This is a genomic window from Paenibacillus taichungensis, assembly GCF_003287275.1.
Taxonomy (GTDB): Bacteria; Bacillota; Bacilli; order Paenibacillales; family Paenibacillaceae; genus Paenibacillus; species Paenibacillus taichungensis_A.
On the sequence record NZ_QEVW01000006.1, the window covers coordinates 388,991 to 408,455 of the forward strand.

The 19,465-nt window shown below is 49.0% G+C and carries 16 protein-coding genes; 4 read left to right on the plus strand and 12 right to left on the minus strand.

Translation table 11 applies throughout. The features are described from left to right. The 3 genes from DC345_RS10935 to DC345_RS10945 all read right to left on the minus strand — a co-directional run bounded on the left by DC345_RS10935 (position 1) and on the right by DC345_RS10945 (position 3,284). Positions 1–834, minus strand: a complete 834-nt coding sequence (locus tag DC345_RS10935; protein ID WP_113053110.1) for a carbohydrate ABC transporter permease — start codon at positions 832–834, stop codon at positions 1–3. Positions 835–836: 2 nt separating this feature from the next. Next, entirely contained in the window at positions 837–1,724 is an 888-nt protein-coding gene (locus tag DC345_RS10940) for a carbohydrate ABC transporter permease (protein ID WP_113053111.1), read from the minus strand. Positions 1,725–1,970: 246 nt separating this feature from the next. Beyond that, the gene (locus tag DC345_RS10945; protein WP_113053112.1) at positions 1,971–3,284 is read right to left on the minus strand and encodes an ABC transporter substrate-binding protein; all 1,314 of its coding nucleotides are present in this window, start codon (positions 3,282–3,284) and stop codon (positions 1,971–1,973) included. A gap of 231 nt (positions 3,285–3,515) precedes the next feature. Here DC345_RS10945 and DC345_RS10950 point away from each other — a divergent pair, with 231 nt between their 5' ends. The 3 genes from DC345_RS10950 to DC345_RS10960 all read left to right on the plus strand — a co-directional run bounded on the left by DC345_RS10950 (position 3,516) and on the right by DC345_RS10960 (position 7,093). Then, positions 3,516–4,688, plus strand: coding sequence for an AGE family epimerase/isomerase (locus DC345_RS10950; protein ID WP_113053353.1), 1,173 nt, complete (start codon positions 3,516–3,518; stop codon positions 4,686–4,688). A gap of 2 nt (positions 4,689–4,690) precedes the next feature. Then, on the plus strand, positions 4,691–5,875 hold the full coding sequence (locus tag DC345_RS10955; RefSeq protein ID WP_113053113.1) for a glycoside hydrolase family 130 protein: 1,185 nt from the start codon (positions 4,691–4,693) through the stop codon (positions 5,873–5,875). Positions 5,876–6,079: 204 nt separating this feature from the next. Then, positions 6,080–7,093: a substrate-binding domain-containing protein gene (locus DC345_RS10960; RefSeq protein WP_113053114.1), complete on the plus strand. Its 1,014-nt coding sequence runs from the start codon at positions 6,080–6,082 to the stop codon at positions 7,091–7,093. Between the two features lie 158 nt (positions 7,094–7,251). Here the strand turns inward: DC345_RS10960 and DC345_RS10965 are convergent, their stop codons facing one another. Both DC345_RS10965 and DC345_RS10970 read right to left on the minus strand, forming a co-directional pair. After that, positions 7,252–8,679, minus strand: coding sequence for a pectate lyase family protein (locus DC345_RS10965; protein ID WP_113053115.1), 1,428 nt, complete (start codon positions 8,677–8,679; stop codon positions 7,252–7,254). A gap of 247 nt (positions 8,680–8,926) precedes the next feature. Next, positions 8,927–9,442, minus strand: a complete 516-nt coding sequence (locus tag DC345_RS10970) for a DUF2179 domain-containing protein (protein WP_053782622.1) — start codon at positions 9,440–9,442, stop codon at positions 8,927–8,929. Between the two features lie 332 nt (positions 9,443–9,774). Here DC345_RS10970 and DC345_RS10975 point away from each other — a divergent pair, with 332 nt between their 5' ends. Then, the gene (locus DC345_RS10975) at positions 9,775–10,992 is read left to right on the plus strand and encodes a Leu/Phe/Val dehydrogenase (RefSeq protein ID WP_113053116.1); all 1,218 of its coding nucleotides are present in this window, start codon (positions 9,775–9,777) and stop codon (positions 10,990–10,992) included. Between the two features lie 251 nt (positions 10,993–11,243). On the opposite strand, the gene DC345_RS10980 is transcribed toward DC345_RS10975, so the two are convergent. From DC345_RS10980 to DC345_RS11010, 7 genes are all read right to left on the minus strand, one after another. Further along, positions 11,244–12,905, minus strand: a complete 1,662-nt coding sequence (locus DC345_RS10980; RefSeq protein ID WP_113053117.1) for a hypothetical protein — start codon at positions 12,903–12,905, stop codon at positions 11,244–11,246. A 1-nt stretch (position 12,906) separates the two neighbouring features. Further along, on the minus strand, positions 12,907–13,692 hold the full coding sequence (locus tag DC345_RS10985; RefSeq protein WP_113053118.1) for an ABC transporter ATP-binding protein: 786 nt from the start codon (positions 13,690–13,692) through the stop codon (positions 12,907–12,909). Positions 13,693–13,876: 184 nt separating this feature from the next. Beyond that, a complete protein-coding gene (locus DC345_RS10990; RefSeq protein WP_113053119.1) occupies positions 13,877–15,379 on the minus strand; it encodes an RICIN domain-containing protein in 1,503 nt (500 codons plus the stop codon). 288 nt (positions 15,380–15,667) lie between these two features. Beyond that, positions 15,668–16,294 carry a PepSY domain-containing protein gene (locus tag DC345_RS10995; protein ID WP_180287185.1) on the minus strand — a complete coding sequence of 209 codons (627 nt, stop codon included), beginning with the start codon at positions 16,292–16,294 and terminating at the stop codon, positions 15,668–15,670. 138 nt (positions 16,295–16,432) lie between these two features. Then, entirely contained in the window at positions 16,433–17,233 is an 801-nt protein-coding gene (locus DC345_RS32130; protein WP_258530616.1) for a PepSY domain-containing protein, read from the minus strand. Between the two features lie 78 nt (positions 17,234–17,311). Then, the gene (locus DC345_RS11005; protein WP_113053120.1) at positions 17,312–18,688 is read right to left on the minus strand and encodes a sensor histidine kinase; all 1,377 of its coding nucleotides are present in this window, start codon (positions 18,686–18,688) and stop codon (positions 17,312–17,314) included. Further along, positions 18,685–19,434, minus strand: coding sequence for a response regulator transcription factor (locus DC345_RS11010; RefSeq protein ID WP_113053121.1), 750 nt, complete (start codon positions 19,432–19,434; stop codon positions 18,685–18,687). Before DC345_RS11010 ends, DC345_RS11005 begins: the two co-directional genes overlap by 4 nt. Positions 19,435–19,465 lie beyond the last annotated feature (31 nt).

The following is a 19,465-nucleotide window of genomic DNA, read 5'->3' on the forward strand; positions in this document are numbered from 1 at the left end:
TTATTTAACGGAGCCTTGTGCGAAGCCATTGTAGATGTACTTCTGTAGCAGCAGGAAAATAATCATCGTTGGAATGATGGCAATCATGATGCCTGCGCTGATAACCTCCCACTGTGATCCGAATGGACCCTTGAATTTGAAAAGAGCCGTGGATATGACCTGCAAGTCTGTTTTGGGCATATACAGAAAAGGCGTGTAGAAGTCGTTGTAGATGTTGACACCTTTTACGATAATGACCGTTACAATCGCCGGTTTCAGCAGTGGCAAAATAATTCTCCAATAGATTGTGAAGTAGGAGGCACCATCCAGCATGGCGGATTCATCCAGCGCATTTGAGATGGAACCCAGGAATTGCAGGAAAATATATACCGCGATGATATCTGTACCCAGGTACATGACGATAGCTGCCCAGCGGGTGTTGAACAGATCGAGGGCGTTAATGATCTGGAATGTGGCGACCTGCGTTGTCACACTCGGAATGAGGGTAGCAAGCAGAAAGGCTGCAACCATGATTTTTTTGCCTTTGAATTTGAATCGATCCAGCACATACGCAATCATGGAACCCGTCAGGGTGGCGCCCACGATGGAGATGATCAGGATGATAATCGTATTTTTGAAACCGACCAGCATGTTGCCGTCCACAAAAGCCTTGGTATAGTTCGCAAAGTTTAGCCAGTTGGCTGGTGGGGCAAGTGGACTGCTGGTCGCGTACTCTGCGTTGGTTTTGAGTGATGCAAACAGCACCACTACAATGGGTACAAGCGCAATGAACGCTGCGATAATGAGTGAAGCATATTTAAATATGCTCGCAAGGGTATATTTGAATGGTTGCATGTTCATTCCTCCCCTTTCATGGTGACACGCTGAACCAGCGTAACAAGAATGACAATAAACAGCAGCACAACAGCCATCGCTGATGCCAAGCCCAACTTGCCGTACTTAAATGCCAAGTGAACGGTCTGAATAACAAACGTCTCACTGCCGTTGGAACCATCGGTCATAATGTATGGAATATCGAACGCACTAATTGCGCCGCTAATCGCCAAAATCAGGTTGAGCTGCAGAATGCGTGTAATACTCGGCAGGATAATATGGCGGAACTGCTGCCAGCGATTGGCCCCGTCAATATCCGACGCTTCATAGACATCTTTTTGAATGGATGAGATTGCACCCAGGAAGATAATGAAGTTAAAGCCCATATATCTCCATACCGATGCGCCTGCGAGCGACACGTTAATAATGTTCGGATTTCCAAGCCAGAGCTGGGTGTACTGTCCAAGCCCTACTGCCTGCATGAGTGTATCGAGGGTCCCGTCCGGTTTGAAGAAAAAGAGGAAGATAAATCCGATGGCTACGCCATTCAGCAGATAGGGGAAGAACAATATGCCTTTAAAAAAGTTTTTTCCGCGGAATATGAAGCTCAGAATCGTGGCAAAGTAGAGGGCCAGGCCCATTTGTACGAAGGTAGCCACAAAATAATACAGACTGACAATAAACACTTTAAAATACTCAGGGTCGCTGAATATCCGCGTGTAGTTTTCAAACCCCACATAGTCGAACCTTTTGCTGTATCCGTTCCAATCGGTGAAGCTGTATTTGAACATGTTAATGACAGGTAAATAAGCAAACGTGAACAGTAGTGCCAGCGGAATGATCGAGAAGGCACAGATGATAAATATGCGTTGCGCTGAGTAGCCCCAATTCGAAATCTTCAAGTATTTCATGCTCTCCACACCTCCAAGCGGGTCTGCCGCTTTTATATCGAAAGACTCCCGTCCAAATAACAAATGCCTGAGTACTTAACCACCGAAGGTGGCATTTCACATCCGATATGCTGCATCCAGATGCAAAATGCCGCAAGGGAATATACCCCCCTCTTTCCTTAGCCTCAGCAAAAGCAATCTGCCTCGCTGCATGGCAGCGGTGGTTGGGCACAGGTCTTTACAAATCGATGTAGCCCGGGAATTTGTTTATTTCGCGAGTTCTGCCCGCGCTTTCACCCATTTGTCATTCAGGTCCTTCATGATGTCGTCATACGATTCGCTGCGGTTACCGATGGCAGCTTCGATAATGCGTTTCTTGAAGTCAGGCTGCCAGAGGCCAATCTCGCCTTCGTTGTCGATTTTGTCAACCAGACCTTCCTGTCCTTCTTTGGCAGGAGTCAGTGTGGAGAATGTTACGTCTTTGTATTGATCCAAAATCGGTGGCAATTCCGCATTTTTGTCTGCGCTCATGCCTCCGCCTTGTTCAACCGCATAGTTTGATTTCGCGAGGAACCAATCGATCCAGGCTTTGGCAGCAGGTTTGTTCTCACTGTTCACGTTCATGCCGATGTTATAGTCTGCTGCGAGCGGAACAACCACGTCACTTGCATTCGTAGGGAATGGCAAGAATCCAATATTATCTGGTGTATCGGTCAAGCCTTGAATTTGGGTAATCGCCCATGATCCAAGCGCCATCGTTGCAATTTTCCCATTCGCCAGATCAGCCTTGGAGCTTTCCCAGTCGGTTGTGGTCGGGTCTTTCTCAATCAGGCCATTCTTGGCTGCATCATAAAGTACTTTGTACAATTCATAGTGCGGCTTGCCCGCCACAAAGTTTTCATCCGTGTTCGGTTGATCAATGTTTACGTAGTCCACACTGCCTGCAACCGTCGGCAGATCTGCTTCCCATTGTGTCAAAGCCCAGCCGGAGGCATAGTTGGTGTACAGTGGAATCGCGTCTGTATTGTCTTTCACCAGTTGGAGTGCAGCCTGGAATTGCTCAGGCGTTTTGGGAACTTCCGCAATGCCAGCCTCCTTGAACACTTGTTTGTTATAAATGATACCGGAGAACGTGATAACGGTTGGAATACCATATACCTGGCCGTCAACCATACGCTCTTCAATGGCTGTGTACTTATCTTTCAACTCATCGTACGTGCCCAGCGGTTCGAAAAAGTCCGGAATGTCCGCAATCGGTACGCTGGTGGGGATCATTAGCACATCACCGTAATCTTTGGTACTCATACGAATCTTCACTTGTCCTTCATAGTCGGCCAGTGCCTGGAAGTTTACTTTGACATCCGGGTATTCCTTATTGAACTCCGCAGCATAGTCTTTGAATACGGTATCAACAATATCTGTACGTTGTGTAAGGACGGTAATCTCACCCTTGATATCTGCAGGATCTGTGCTGATTTCCTCTCCTGCCTGTGATGAGCCACCTCCAGAAGAGCATGCTGCGAGCAGAGAAGTGATGAGCAGCATGGTGAGCAGCAACATCCAACCTTTGTTTTTATTCAATTGATTCGACCCCTTTCTTAAGTTAATTTAAGTTATCGTTAAGGTTACAAAATGAATTTTATTATGGTAACGCTTACCTGTCAATTAAATTATTTCTTACTTAACAAAAGGTTTTTATTCCGGGACGCGTTGACAATGCTTTTATCCAATACTAAAATTACTTAATAAGGTTAACGTTAACTTAATTTATTTGCACCCTGTACTTTGAAGGAGCGCTCACTTATGACTCACATCAATGACATCAGAAATGAAATAAAAGAACACTGGGAAGGTCATATTTTGCCATTCTGGTCTGCCCTCAAAGATCATAACAACGGCGGATTCTACGGTTGGGTCGGCAATGACCTTCAGGTTGATCCACTCGCTCCCAAGGGCGGAATCGCCACAGCAAGACAATTATGGTCTTTTGCAGCAGCCTACAGGGTAACCGGAAATGAAATCTGGCGTGATCACGCTGAACATGCTTACCGTTTCCTTGTCGATCATGTGATGGATACGGAATACGGCGGCATGTATTGGATGGTCCATGCCAATGGAGAACCGCTGGACACAAGCAAGCATGTTTATACGCAATCCTTCGGCGTTTACTCACTCAGTGAGTACTATCGTGCCACCGGGGATGCATCTGCTTTGGAACTTGCGAAAACGCTTTTTTCTCTCATTGAGAATCGAGGGTTGAATGCCGAACTACCTGCATATAAGGAACAATTTGATCGCTTTTGGAATGAACAGCCCAATGAAATGCTGAGCGAGAATGGTGTGATTGCGGATTACACGATGAATACGCATATTCACGTGTTGGAGGCCTACACCACGCTCTACCGAGTGTGGCCAGATCAGCAGGTGAAGACGGCGCTGGAACGCCTGCTAGGCATCTTATATGAACGGGTGTATGACAAGGTCACGAAGTTTCTTGGGGTATTTTTCAACAAGGATTGGCAATCCATCATTGATCTGCGCTCATTCGGGCATGACATTGAAGCCAGCTGGCTGATCGACGAAACGTTGAAAGTGCTGGGCTTGGACCAACACCCGGAGTATTCCGCGATGGTTACGGACATCGCCTATAACATTTCCAATGCTGCTGTACAGGCCGATGGCTCTCTAATGAATGAACAAGAGGGGGACCACGTGGATGAAAAGCGGATATGGTGGGTTCAGGCCGAGGCGATGGTCGGCTTCTACAACGCCTATGAGCGTACAGGTGACCGTTTGTTTTTGGAGAGAGTAGAACGCTTGTGGACATATACGAAGGAACATATTTTCGATCACCGTGCTGGCGGGGAATGGTACTGGTCGGTAGACGGGAACGGCACACCGGATCAAAGTGAAATCGCCGGGCCGTGGAAATGCCCGTATCACAATAGCAGGTTTTGTATTGAACTGATTGAGAGGATGGGATAGTGATGATACACCCCAAATACAATGAATTGTTGGAGCAACAAGAACAGCTGCTTACACGCCAAAATGAAATTGATCCTTCATTCTACAACGGCGTATATGATCGGTACCGTTATCCGGTAATCACACGCCATCATGTACCGCTGCACTGGAGATTTGATGTGGACGAAACGACAAATCCCCACTTCATGGAACGTCTGGGCATTAACGCTACGCTTAATCCGGGAGCCATCTATTTCAATGGCAAATACGTGATGGTCATCCGTACCGAAGGATTAGACCGCAAATCCATCTTCGCCCTAGCTGAGAGTGATAACGGCATCGACGGATTTCGTTTCACAGGCAAACCTTTAGTGTGGGAAGATATTGATGCGGAAGAGACCAACCAGTATGATATGCGATTGGTTCAGCATGAAGATGGCTGGATTTATGGTATCTACTGCTCAGAGCGCAAAGACCCCGAAGCTCCGGCATTCGATACATCCAGTGCCGTAGCCCAGGCCGGACTTGTCCGGACACGCGATCTGGTCAGCTGGGAGCGTCTACCCAACATCACCACCAACTCCCCTCAACAGCGAAATGTTGTATTGCACCCCGAATTTGTAGAGGGTAAATATGCGTTCTATACACGGCCGCAAGACGGATTCATCTCCACAGGCAGCGGTGGCGGGATTGCCTTCGGTCTGTGCGATGACATTCTGAATCCTGTGATTGAGGAAGAGACGATCATCGATGAACGAAAATACCATACCGTATATGAAGTGAAAAACGGCCAGGGCCCTGCTCCGATCAAAACGGATCGCGGCTGGATTCACCTTGCCCACGGGGTTCGCAACACGGCAGCGGGTCTTCGATATGTACTGTACACGTTCGCTACGGATCTAAATGATCCGGCACGCATCATCGCCAAGCCGGGCGGGCATTTCATTGCTCCTTATGACGACGAGCGTGTAGGCGATGTGTCCAATGTTATTTTCTGCAACGGTGCAGTGGTCAACGAACAGGGTGAGGTCTTCATTTATTACGCATCCAGCGATACCCGCTGTCATGTGGCCACAACAACGCTGGAAAAACTGGTCGATTACACATTCAATACTCCTGCTGATCCTTACCGTTCTCTGGATTGTGCCAGCCAGCGCGGTGACCTGATCGAGCGGAATGAGAAGCTTCTCCAAAAGCAATTGTCTTAAAACCGGAAGAGCAGCCTTCAACGGAAAATGCAGCATGCTGAAAAATTAGCGCAGTGCCAATCAGAATTTCTTTATTCCATGTGGGTAACGATGTATACTAATATGGATTGTTGTTATGTTTGAAGGAAGCGCTAACCATAATGACAGCACATTGTACGTAAACCGGCTTGAAGGAGGCGACCAAAGCTGAAGAACAATATCACCATGCGGGATATCGCCGACAAGCTCGGAGTTAGCAGTGTGACGGTCTCGAAAGCATTAAATGATAAAGATGGCGTCAGTGGCGAATTGAAGGAAAAAATTAAAGTGCTTGCCGTTCAGATGGGCTATCGGTATAACGCCGCGGCTCGTTCCATGAAGGAAGGCTTAACTCATAATATTGGTGTTATTATACCGGAGCGCTTTACCGGACCTACACAATCGTTCTATGTACGTGTATTCCAGCGCATCACCAAACATCTGGAGGATCAGGGGTACTACGGCATTCTGCATATTCTGAATGTGGAGGACGAAGAGGAATTAATCCTGCCAAAGCTCTATAGTGACAACAAAGTGGATGGTTTCATTGTGCTTGGACAAGTCAGCAAGGAATATATCGAGCTCGTCCAGTCGATGGACGTTCCCAAAATGTTTCTCGATTTCTACGATGAGCATTCTGATATCGACTCTGTCGTTACCGACAACTTCTACGCTGCTTATGAGCTGACAAACGTTCTGGTTCAACAGGGACACCGCCGCATCGCTTATGTGGGGAATCTCTATTCTACAAGCAGCATTCAGGACCGATTCCTCGGTTATTACAAATCATTGCTGGAACATCGGTTACCGATGAATCCGGATCTCGTGCTTAATGACCGCGATGAGCGAGGTACGTTTATTGAAATTGATTTGCCAGCTCAGCTGCCTACGGCTTTTGTATGCAACTGTGATCAGGTGGCCCATCTGCTCGTTCAGAAACTGACTTCACTGGGTATTCAGGTGCCTGCACAATGCTCTGTGGTTGGGTTCGATAATGATATCTATGCCACACTCTCCGATCCCAAGTTAACTACGGTTGAGGTCGATGTGGAACAGATGGCGCGTACTGCGGTTCATTCCATGCTCAAAAAGATTGATAACCCGAGTCGCAGCTTCGGCCGTGTACACGTGAAGGGCAATATCATTTATCGTGATTCGGTGAGTGCTGCACCTGCCCTTTCGGATGACGAATCTAACTAATAAGGAACGAAGACTCCCTGTTCCACAAAAAGAGTGCTCCCGGCCACTACGGCTGCAGGAGCACTCTTTGCTTATGAAAAAAAGAGGAAATGGTCAGGAACCACTGTAGATTACGGCCATTCTCCACTCGATTCAAAATACCTAACTCCTGTTACAACCTAGTAACTCGTTTTCAGCCAGTTGTCTTTGGACCAGGTTAACTTGCCTGCACCTGCTCCGCTTGAACCGGTGAGACGTGCATTCAGCGTCGCTGGATCATCAGTAGTGTAGCTGTAAGGAAGTGACGAGAATCCGTTCCAGGAGAACGCTTTTACCGCAGCCGGAACCGGGCTGAGCGGACTGCCCGATGTATCACTGTTTCCACGAAATGAGCTTCCATCCAGAGAATACATCGTGTCAGTCACCTTAATTTTACCGGTATACGTTGCATCGGCCGGGTCCGTCTGGTTATTGCGGACTGGGAACAGTACGTCTTTGATCACCGATTTTTCGACCAGCACTGCACCATCTTCAGTGGAAATAGCTCCGTTGCCGATGATATCAAAATGATATCCTTTGGACGAAATCGCCGTTGCCATCGCAGATGTGATTCTGGATTTGGCCGCACGTGCCCCTGTCGCATCCATCACAATATTGTAGGCATGCGCATTGCCTCCGCGCAGACGCGGCATGCGATCCTGGATATCCTTGTACAAGTTATGGTGCAGGGTCATGGACAGATTGGCATTGGCCGATTCGAAGCTGGTCGAACCAACCAGATGACCTTTTTTCTGAGGAGATGAAATGGCAATGATATCTGCTTTGCTGAGCCCAACCGCGCTGCTGCGCAGGTAGTTGTACATCGGATAGGAAGCCTTGTTTGCTTCCAACTCGTTCATCTGCTGGGTAACCCAGCTGTTCGAGCTGCCGTCATCCCCTTTGAAGAGGGACCAGGAAATGGTCACGCCGCTCGTTCCTTTTTTCGAATCGACAAGCCCGTCATAGGCTTTATTAAAGGTACAGTGATCAATCCAAACGTTGCTGTTCTCTTCAAGAGTGATGTAATCCCAGTCGTTTTTGTCATAGTCGCCTTTGGTCGCTTCATCCCATTCCCATAACTCATCGAATTCGAGGTTGCGGATGATGACGTTGGAGCTGCGTTTGACACTGATGGCTCCATGCTTGATCTTGGCCCCATTTGCTGAGAAAATGGTCAGGCCATTGAAGCTGTCGATCGTCAGCTTACTGACACCCGTCTGTTTCAATACAGGATGAGTCAGCGCATCATTATGCTTGGCAAAAGGAGATGTCTGAGCAGCGCTCGGAATTTCATTCCATCCCAAATTCAGGTCGTTCATAATCTCAACGACTTTGACACCAGAGTTCTTTTTCAGCGCCGCAGCGAGATCCGTTGCATTGTATACTTTCTTATACTTGGTCGTATCCGACTCGCTGATGGTACCTCCACCCGTATTCCCTTGGGAGAAACCTGTGAGATTGTAATCTGCATTGCCTGCTGCCTGTACACTTGTCGGTCCAGACAATAGAGTAAAGCCCAACGCCAGAGCCAGTGCGGCACTGCACCATGTTCGAATTTTGCTTTTCATAAAACCATTCCTCCCTAATGATAATGATTACGTCCGTCCATCTCTGCCACCCGCATGTCACGAAGGACTTGTCCTCAATGTAAATGTTGGAAGCGATTACAACAATAATCCTTATCTCAGATCGTTTTGGGATCTTCACATCAGCCGATAAACAATACCCGATTTAACCGGGAGCATTCCCATTTCAACTTATAGACATGAAAAAAAGCCCCCGTAGAGGCTCACTATTATCTCGAATATTCCTAATTTATCTTTTGATGGAACGTGTCCAGAACCCGCCATGGAACTGTTTGGGCTCAACGGTGATGACAAATGCTTTGGGATCAAGCTCCAGAATCGTCTGATACAGCAGTTTCTGGTTTTTTCGTTTCGCCAGAATCTCCATAACCAGCCGATCTCCATCTCGTCCACTACCAACCCAAGCAGTAACGCCGTATCCTTTATCCCGCAAGGCATTCGCTACATCCCCGCCCATCTGGTTACAAATAACCTTAACGGTAACGTAACCGAGGGCAATCTTCTCTTCGATCCAGGCACCCAGCAATACCCCCAGCCCATAACCAACGGCATATACAATTAACGCAGATGGCTGGGTCAGATATTTGAGTACCAGATTCAGACCGAGTACGTAGATCACAATTTCGCCCATACTGATGAGCGCAGCAATATATTTCTGTCCTTTGAGCGTCAGAATCATCCGAAGTGTATACGCAGATACATACACAATTTGGATCAAAAAGATAAATACCAATATTTTAAACAATCGCAATCCCTCTTTCCTGACTTTCACAACGGAATGGGCCGTTTGTTGCGCGCCTTCTTTCCGCTTCCTCTGCATGTCATTTACGCTTCTCTGTATTTACTCTATCTCCATCATTGGACGTTATGCGGTCATTTTAAACGGTGGAACGTAAATCGGACTGCAGTTCCTTGCCGGAACTGCCATTATAGAGCCCTTTCTGCGCATTATCAACCCAGCCTGAGACCCAGGGGCGAAAATCGGCTTGACTGAATATGCTGAACCAACAGCAGGTAGATTGAGGCGTACAGGCAAACAGGTTCGGGAAACGACGGCTACCAAAAGGGGGAACTGTCATGCAGTTGTGGCACGAGATGCAGCGGGAAGGCATGGAAGAACTCATATTTTGCCATGATCCACGCAGCGGGCTTAAAGCCGTCATCGCCATCCATAGTACAGTACTGGGTCCCGCACTTGGGGGATGCCGCTGCTGGACGTATGCATCGGAGGAAGAAGCGATTCGGGATGCCATCAAACTCGCGAAGGGCATGACCTACAAGTCGGCAGTCTCCGGCCTGCCATATGGCGGGGGCAAAGCTGTGGTATGGGATGTGCCCGCAGAACTGGCCACCCAACGGGGCGTAGCCAGCCCAGACAACCATCTGAATCCCGGAAAAAACAAACAGGAAGTCGGGCCCCATACAAACACCATTAAAGGCAAGGGTTCATCGGACGGATTAGATAAGGGATTAGTTAGAGCATCGAAAAACAACCCGTTAGCTTTCCGGCGTGCCGAAACGTTCCGTTCACTAGGCCGCTATCTGGAACGACTGAACGGACGTTATGTAACGGGCCTGGATCTGGGCACTACGGCGGCAGATATGGACCAAATCCGGCTGGAGACGGTACATGTGACAGATACGACTGGATCGCTTGGTGCACAGGATGATTTCACAGCCGAGATGACCGCCTACGGTGTATACACTGGCATCGGGACATCGCTGCGTCATCAAGGCATCGACGCCCTGCAGGGCATTTCCGTTGCCGTCCAGGGACTGGGCAAGGTCGGGTATGCCCTGTGCCGTTACCTGCATGCAGCCGGGGCACGGCTCATCGTGGCAGACGTTGTACCGGAACGTGTACAACGTGCCCTTGTGCAGTTCACCGGCGCCATTTCGGCCGATCCGGCCCATATTCACGCCGCTGACTGCAAGGTGTTCGCCCCCTGTGCCCTAGGGGGCGTATTGACCCTGGCAACGGTGGAGGAGCTGCGCTGCTCCATCGTTGCCGGGGCCGCGAACAACCAGCTCAGCCATCGGGAGCTGGTTGTTCGCGGCATGCAGGCGCGCGGCATCCTGTACGCGCCTGACTATGTGCTCAACGCAGGCGGAATCATCAGCACCGCCTACGAGCTGGAGGGCGCAGGGCCCGACCTGATCCGCCAAAAGGTGGCGGGGATTGCGGGCACGCTGTCCAAGGTCTATGCGATAGCAGAGCAATCTGCCCTCTCCACGGCGGATGCAGCCGACCAGCTGGCAGAAGCAGCCCTGCAAAGCGAAAACCCCCATGCTTAACCTACCGATACCGATTTAACACACTAATTCAATGTCCCGATCGTTTAAATGCTCCAGAATCGAGATTACCGTTACAGTTCGCCATATCATTTATTTTCTCCATCTTTAAAATTCAGCGCATCACATAAAGAATTAGAATAACGCAAAAAAGCCAATCCGGGTCATCGAAAACGGATTGGCTTTAATCAATTTTTCTTCAGGATTGCATCTGCTAAACTTCATCAGGCAACCTCAACCTGCTACCGCCCACCTTAAACTTCAACCGTTACAGAGGCCCGCTTCACTCGATGCAGCATCGTCCAGAACAGCATATTAATCACGATCAGTAGCGCTACATAGATCCAGATGCCTGCTGGTATGGTACGGATGAATACATGGAGTCCCCATAACAATGCCATGAGCGGAAAGAAGGCAAAGACGAGCCAGCCGTCACTCTGCCCGGCCACACTAAAGGATTGGGAGAACGGTGGTTTTCGCATCAACCACTTTCCAGACAGCGGAATAAGTGCAGTTGCTACCAAAAATATTACGATCAGATCAGGAAGAATTCTTAACCCAAAGGTCCACACAAATATGATAGCGTTCAATATAAATACGGGTAGAAACATATTGCATAAGAAGGCCTTCAGCGCTCCACTATATAGCACATTCTCGTTGGCCAGAGGGGCTGCCCGGAAGGTCCAAAACGCCTTGTATTGCCCGGAATACTTCAGCATGGTCACAACAGACACAATCAGCAAGAGCACAATATATAGCGTATAAAAGAAGGAGCTTCCCCTGAATTCTGCCCACGAAGAACTCTGCAATTGCGTGAACCAGAATACATAGGGCAAAACAAAAGATAAACCCATCGACGGGTATACCTTCAGCTTGAACTCTCTTTCACTTCGCATCATACTGGCAGACAAACGAAAGCACGCCTGCTCTTCTCTCGAACGAGAGAATACCTTCGCCATGATGCGATCCCAACCCCCACGTCTTCGTCCAGAGGCCTGACCTGCGTATGCCATTTTCTCCAAATACAATTCAAAGGAAGGCATCAGCTTCACATACACCAACAGACTGACCAGCGGAACGATCACAGCAAGCGCCGAGAAAGTATACAGCCAGGCATCTCCCCCGCCGCTGAACAGCAGCTCAAATGCCGCTGCATACCACACCGGAGGCAGCAGTAACTGCCACCAGGCAGGTGTGAATACCATATTAAAGTCGATGATGCTGAACGAACGTATGACCAGCTGATAACCTACGGCAATCCCGATGGATAGCAGGATTTGCATCATATTGATCATGTCCTTCAGCTTCTCGCCATCCAGAAACCTCATCATGAATAGATAGATCAGGGACGTGGTCACCAGAATTAACATATTAATCATCACCAGTTCCACCAGAAAAAGCAGGAAAAAGCCGATCCCGTGGGCAACCAGTCCGGCTACCAGCGGCGCAGCCGTCAGAGAGCCTGTCAGAAGCAGCAAATAAACCCCTGCGTGAATGGCCCGAGCCAAACCAACAGTGCGTCCATTTATCGGTTTGGTCATGATGATGTTACGATCCCGAATATCAAGCAATACCGAAGAAAAGTCGGAAATCATGGATGTCATGATCATAAACATCAGCATGGCGGTTACTAGTCCCATCTGGAGCATAAAGTGTCCCGTATCCCAGACAACAAAAGGAACCATAATCAGCCCCATCAGTGCATACAACCAGAGGGAACGCAGATACAGATTGCCTTCTTTCTGCTCCTTATTGCCATTGCGCGCTGACAATACCGTCGGCACCCTGCGCTGATCCATCTGAAACTTCACTCTTAGAATCAAACGCAGTACATCATAATCAGCCCCTGTTTTGGCGATGATAGGCCGAAAACGGTCCAGAATCTTCAGCGTGCGGAAGTCAGAAGTTTCCGCCATATCAGTACACCTCCTGCACGATGGACACAAAACGTTCGGCAATTGCCCGATGCTCATTGAAGCCCGTCAGTTGGTTGAATACTTCCTCTAGTGTGCCTTCCATGGATTGCTGCTGGAGCTGCCTGAACGTACCATCCGCCATCACACGCCCTTCGGCAATCAGAACGATTCGACTGCTGATCTTCTCCACCACATCCATGATATGTGACGAATAGAATATCGTCGTGCCTTTGGCCGACAGCTGTGTCAAAATCTCCTTTACCACCATTACACTGTTGGCGTCCAGACCGCTGAGCGGTTCATCCAGGAACAACAGATCCGGGTCATGCAGCAGCGCGGAGATCAGCAGCACTTTCTGACGCATGCCTTTGGAGAAGGAAGCAATGCGGGAATGATATGATTTTTCCAGTCCAAAACAATCCATCAACTGCTTCGCCTTATAATCGGCATCTTCATAGGACAACCCGTACAATTCTCCTATAAAGGTCAGATACTCTGCCGGGGTTAATTGCTCGTATAGCTCCGCGACTTCCGGCACATAACCGATTCTGCGCTTATATTCCGCGTCACCATCCGCGATATCCTTGCCAAAGATGCGGACCGTACCCACATATCCCTCAACTAGTCCGAGCAAAATCTTGACCGTCGTGCTTTTACCCGCACCGTTCGGACCAATGTATCCGATCATCTCGCCCCGATTCACTTCCAGATCAATCCCATTGAGCACATAACGCCCGTTATACCGCATACGCAAGCCTTCAATTGACAGTACTTGTTTTTCACTCACTTCGTTATCCAGCCCCTGTCTCAACTATTTCTACAATTCTACTAGTTTACCACAGATTGGATTAACAGAGAGGGATAAAGAAAAATTAAAAGACCTTTGCTCTGCATAAAGAAATGCATAACAAAGGTCCAAAATGTATATAGCTTAATATTTTTCATGATGATTAACTGACCAACAATAATCCTTATTGAACCTTAACAATCTGGAATTGCTGATTCGTACCACCATTATCTGTCCACTGAATTGCAGCTGCCCCATCTGCCAGGGATTGTCCCGAAATATCAAGCACCTTGCCTGTGCTGCGGTTTTTCAATTTATAATAACCACCGCCCACACTAACCAACTGCCATTGCTGACTGGCCCAGCCGCCATCGTTCCACTGTTCAATAACAGCTCCATCTGCTGTAGAGCCATTTTCCACACCAATCAGCTTGCCGCTGGATCGGTTGATGATTTTGACATAACCACCACCTGCATCCGTGATCTGCCACTGTTGACTGGTTGTGCCACTGTCTGCCCGCTGCTCCAGATCGGCACCATTATCCGCAGAACCACCGATGACATTAAGCAATTTATTGCTTTTACGACTAATCAACTGATACGATGCATTCGGGTCCCATACGTTAGTGGTATCCACTCCGGTGACGGAACCCGTGGCTGCATCGATGGTAACCGTGCTTGCCCAGTTCATCGCCAGACTGGTTGCACTAGGGAAAGACAACGGTAACCACACATACTTGGAATCCTGCACTGGCCCGCTCCAGGCGCCAGCCCAGCGGTCACCCATATAGAGATATGATGTTGTCTGTGAGCCTTCCACCGGAAGCACGTATGCGGATTGGGAACCATAGGTTGTACTATCTCCAAAGTTGCTCAGGCCGCTCCATGTGCCCGTTATGCTGGTAGCAGTCGCATATTTGGCCTGATTGGGATTCCAGCCCGTAGCCCCAGATGTAATCAGGAAGTAGACGCCACCCTTTTTGAACATGGCAGGTGCTTCACGATATTGCCCTGGCCACAGCGTCGTTACCAGCGATTCCACACCCAGAAAGTCTGGAGTCAGCTTGTAGATATTCAGGTCGGCATTCACTTTGGTCGCCGAGATGAGATAAGCCGTTCCGTTGTCGTTGTAAACCGTCATGTCTCTCGAATCATAGCCAAGCGGCCGATAGCTGCCCACATACGAATAATTGCCATCCACTGTACTTGAGGTCGCTACCGCAACTCTGGCTTCACCGTAGTCGACCCCGTTTTCCTTATGCATCCAAAGAACATACTTGCCTGTTGCACTGTTATAGATCACTTTCGGGCGTTCGATATTGGAAATGTTCAACTCGGCAGCCGAGTTGCTGGTGAGCACATCATTGCGATACTCCCAGTTTTTCAGATCTGCTGAACGATATACGGAAACCGCCTTAAACGTTCCATTGGGATTGCGATTCTCCCCAAACCAGTAATAATACCCGTTAGCCTTGATCATCCCGCCCCCATGGGCATGAATGACATTGCCATTCGTATCCTTGAACTGTACCCCGTTGGTCACACTGAGGGGAGCAGCGGAGGCCTGTTGTCCTGGAGCAACCAGCATGCCTAGCGATTGTAGCGCCAAGATTAGAGCAAGCAGATAACATAGACGACGAGTGAAACGATGAGAATTTGTTTTCTTTTTCAACCAACCCTCATTCATAAAACACTACACCTCCGTAATTTATTTATAAAGCGCTTACATAAAATCGATACGTCTCTTCTTCCTCCGATCGATGATGCATTTCATAGATTACCCGTTTCTCAGACTGGCTCGGCACTCACCTCCTGATTACGATTGTATCCGCCATGACTCTGCTCGAATAGTGAACAATGCGGCGGAACATGTACGATTACACACTGAACTTATGGAACGGACAGCAAAAAGACGCTTCATCCGAAGCGTCCTCTGTTATACACAAGCCAAATCCCTATAAATAAACGTTTATTTCTAATCTTCGTCGTCAAAATCCTGGTCAAACGAAAGTACTTTGCCTGTATTGGCATCGACGTCAACATCGGCTTCACCGTTTGCTGTTCTCAGTTCCACTTCATAAACATAACGGCCGTTATCATGATCCAGTTCGATTTCGGTTACTTTTCCGCCTGTCACCTGTTTCAGGGCAATGTTCGAAGCTTGTGCCTCCGTCAGTTTAACCTGTTTTGAAGCAGCTTGATTGGAAGACGTACCTGCCACAGTGCCATTATAATCATCGTCGTCATCGTAATCTTCATCATCGACTACTGCAAGGATTTTACCTGTGTAGGCATCCAAACGAACGACAACGTCATTGCTTCCTTTTTTGTCGATTTCAACTTCATAGAACGTTTGGCCGTTTCTGCGCTCCAGATCCACATCATCCACTTTACCATCAGTTGCTTTCAAGGCTGCTTCTTTTGCCTGTGCGACCGTCAGCAGTGTACCTGTGTTCTGAGTCTGTGTTACTGATTGTGTAGTGGACGTTTGCGTAGGCTGTACCGATTGCCCGTTGACACTCCCACTAGCCAGAGCGGCTGATCCTCCGAGCAGCACCGCTGCCGACAAGCTACCGATCCATAGTTTATGTTTGTTCATCATCATCATTCATCTCCTCGTTGTTGTTCTCGTTCTCGTCTACAGTTATAGATTAACCTGTACGAATGAGAGTTCAGCGAGAGTCAGATTAGAATTTGATGAGAAAATGAGTGAGATTCTCACAGAATCGCTTCTATACGTTTAATCTTCTTCATCATCCCAAGTGACCGAACGAATCGCGCCCGAAATGGCATTGACCTGCACAATGGCCTCACGACCGTCATCCAGGTCAATTTCAACCAGATAATACGGATTGCCACTATTCGTTCCACGGAGTTCGATATCATCCACTTCACCAGGAACCTTAGCAAGTGCCTTCTGCCCTGCTTCTTTCTCGCTCAGAAATGAAGTCTTGGTGCCTTCCCCTTTTGTTGGGTCAGGGTCGGGTGAAGATGCTTCCAGCGTCTTGGAGGATTGTTTCTCTCCGTTATAAGGATCAATGGTCCATTGCTCCCGGCCTTTGTCCTTCATCTTGAATACCGCCAGATACACCGGGCTCCCCTGCTGCTCGACGAGTTCGAGCGACACCAGTTCGGCATCCGTTTGTTTCAGCAATTCCGTCTTGACCTGTTCCCGGCTCCATAACGTCTTCTCCTCCGCTTGCGGATTGGACTCCAGCCGTTTAATGGAATTCACGGTCGCCGTAACCGCATCAACTTGTACGTCATACAGTCCGGTTTCTGAGCGGAGCTGCATGATATAGGTTCCGTCTTTCAATGTGGAATTCACGATTTCTCCTGGATATTGATCCAAGACCGATTGGGCCGCTGCATCCGCTGTTAACATCACGCGATCTGATTGCCACGGCTTCCACCACATGACTGCTATAACGACAAGGAAAGCCAGGAGCCCCGCACCCCACCAAAATGAACGCCTTGGCTTCTTCCATCCTTTGCGTGGTTGTTCCCGTTTCATTTCCGGACGCCCCTCATGCTCTTCCATCATGGTTCCCCCTTATGCACTCTCTTATGATCCGAAATTGTACCGTGTGTATCAGTATATAAGAGAAGAATGAGATTTTCATGAGAGTGACCCGTTCTGTACAGATGTGGGCAAAATAATCAAAGCCTCGGTTCCCCTGCCCTCGTTGCTGCTCAGTTCAATACGTGCCCCCACGGCCTCGGCAATATCTTTCGCAAGGGACAGTCCCAAGCCCGAACCGCTTGCTCCGCCGCTGCGTGTTCTGGCCTGATCTACGCGATAGAAACGGTCAAACACCTTGGACAATTCCTCTTCCCGCATGCCGATTCCCTTATCCACAATACGTATCCGACATTCCTGCTCCTTTGCCTCCAGCCGGACTTCAATGGCATCCTCACTATACTTGCGAGCATTATCCAGCAAAATAAAAAGTAGCTGCTTCAGCTTGCTCACATCGCTAATCGCCCATATCTTGCCTGGATCGTCGCAGTGGACTTCCCGATGATAGGCTTCGCGAAATGCACGTGTGGAATCCAGCGCAAGCCGGGTAATATCCACCCGCTCCAGCTGTACATTCCACTGCTCTGGCTGCTTCGCCAGCAATAGCAGCTGCTCGGTCATCTCCCTCATGCGCACGGATTCGGACAGAATAGCTTCTACCGCCTCGTCGAATACTTCCGGTCGTTCCTTGCCCCTTCGTTGCAGCAGACTGGCATAACTTTCAATAATGGTAAGTGGCGTTTTCAGTTCATGAGAAGCATCAGAAACAAAGCGCTCCTGCCGCTCGAAGTTGGATTCGAGCAGATCCATCATACGGTTGAACGTCTGCCCCATCGTTTTCAGCTCGTCCTTGGATTTTTCGTCGAGCGGAAGCCGCTTGAATTGGCCACTCGACTGGATATCACTCATCGTACGTGTCATCTGCTGGATCGGCCGTGTCATCCGGTTCGCCAGAATACGGCTGGAGATAATGGCCGGAATCAGCGCGATGATAGTTACGGCAACAAGAACTGTACGAAGCACAGACAAGCGATTCTCGGTATCTTCAATGCTCTCGGTGACTTGTAGATTCACCACTTCTCCGTCCGGCCAGATCACGGGAACAGAGACCCAGACATAACCGATTTGCTCAACTTGGGTATACTCAGATTTTTTTTCGCTTTCGTATTTGTAAGATAGCTTGCTCAGCTGCTCCTCTGCCGATGTCGTCACAGGCGGGGAGCTGGTGCCGTCTTCATTGACGATCCGCAGCATGCCGTCCAGCGGCGCGTAGGCCCGGAGCAAGTCGTCCGGCGGAATGGAGCCGGCAGACTGGCGCACTCCTTTTACAATAGACTCGGCCTCAGCTTCTACCCGCTTGATCTCGTTATCGATTGACATTCGTTCAAACACGATGTAAACCGAAAGGTTGACGGCAATTAGCAGCACGGCGAATAATACGGACGAGTATCCGTAGATTTTGCTACGCAGACTCATAGTTGCTCCTTCAGGACGTAACCAACACCCCGAACAGTATGTATTAAGGGTGGTGTGAATCCGTTATCGACTTTTTTGCGAACATAACGGATATACACATCCACCACATTGGTATCTCCATAATAATCGTATCCCCAGACGGCCTGAACAATCTGATCCCGGCTCAGCACCTGGCGCTGGTTTTGCAGCAGATACACCAATAGATCGAACTCACGCGGGGTAAGCTCAATCGATTGACCATCCCTGAATACCTCACGGGTTCCTTCATTCAGCTTCAATCCGCCTGCGGTGAGCCAGCCTGTCTCATTTTCCGCCGTGTGCTCCGATGATTGCGCCGTGTCCCGTGGGACCGAAGTGGAAGAATGAGCAGAAGCCGATGCAGCACTCAGGCGCAGTGCAGCACGTACTCTTGCAAGCAGTTCTTCGATCCGAAACGGTTTGGTAATGTAATCGTTGGCTCCGAGATCGAGTCCCGAGACTTTATCTTCCACAGAGTCTTTGGCTGTGAGCATCAGAATGGGCACCGTTGCATCTTTGGCACGTATCCGCCGCAGCACTTCAATGCCACTCAGACCCGGCAGCATAATATCCAGTAGAATCAGATCCCATTGACCGTCCCCATACATCTCCAACCCTTCCGTCCCGCTGCCTGCCTTGCCTACCTGATACCCCTCATACTGTAATTCCAGTTCAAGCAGGCGTGCAATTTTGGGCTCATCTTCGATCACCAGCACGGCTTCATTCATGCAGAGCTCCCCCTTATTCCGTCATTCCATT

Bases quoted from the DNA above. Each gene is read 5' to 3' on its own strand.
- DC345_RS10960 (WP_113053114.1), top strand. From the start codon at position 6,080: ATGCGGGATATCGCCGACAAGCTCGGAGTTAGCAGTGTGACGGTCTCG.
- DC345_RS10995 (WP_180287185.1), bottom strand. From the start codon at position 16,294: ATGATGAACAAACATAAACTATGGATCGGTAGCTTGTCGGCAGCGGTG.
- DC345_RS10955 (WP_113053113.1), top strand. From the start codon at position 4,691: ATGATACACCCCAAATACAATGAATTGTTGGAGCAACAAGAACAGCTG.
- DC345_RS32130 (WP_258530616.1), bottom strand. From the start codon at position 17,233: ATGGAAGAGCATGAGGGGCGTCCGGAAATGAAACGGGAACAACCACGC.
- DC345_RS10965 (WP_113053115.1), bottom strand. From the start codon at position 8,679: ATGAAAAGCAAAATTCGAACATGGTGCAGTGCCGCACTGGCTCTGGCG.
- DC345_RS11005 (WP_113053120.1), bottom strand. From the start codon at position 18,688: ATGAGTCTGCGTAGCAAAATCTACGGATACTCGTCCGTATTATTCGCC.
- DC345_RS11010 (WP_113053121.1), bottom strand. From the start codon at position 19,434: ATGAATGAAGCCGTGCTGGTGATCGAAGATGAGCCCAAAATTGCACGC.
- DC345_RS10940 (WP_113053111.1), bottom strand. From the start codon at position 1,724: ATGAAATACTTGAAGATTTCGAATTGGGGCTACTCAGCGCAACGCATA.
- DC345_RS10990 (WP_113053119.1), bottom strand. From the start codon at position 15,379: ATGAATGAGGGTTGGTTGAAAAAGAAAACAAATTCTCATCGTTTCACT.
- DC345_RS10980 (WP_113053117.1), bottom strand. From the start codon at position 12,905: ATGGCGGAAACTTCTGACTTCCGCACGCTGAAGATTCTGGACCGTTTT.
- DC345_RS10975 (WP_113053116.1), top strand. From the start codon at position 9,775: ATGCAGTTGTGGCACGAGATGCAGCGGGAAGGCATGGAAGAACTCATA.
- DC345_RS10935 (WP_113053110.1), bottom strand. From the start codon at position 834: ATGCAACCATTCAAATATACCCTTGCGAGCATATTTAAATATGCTTCA.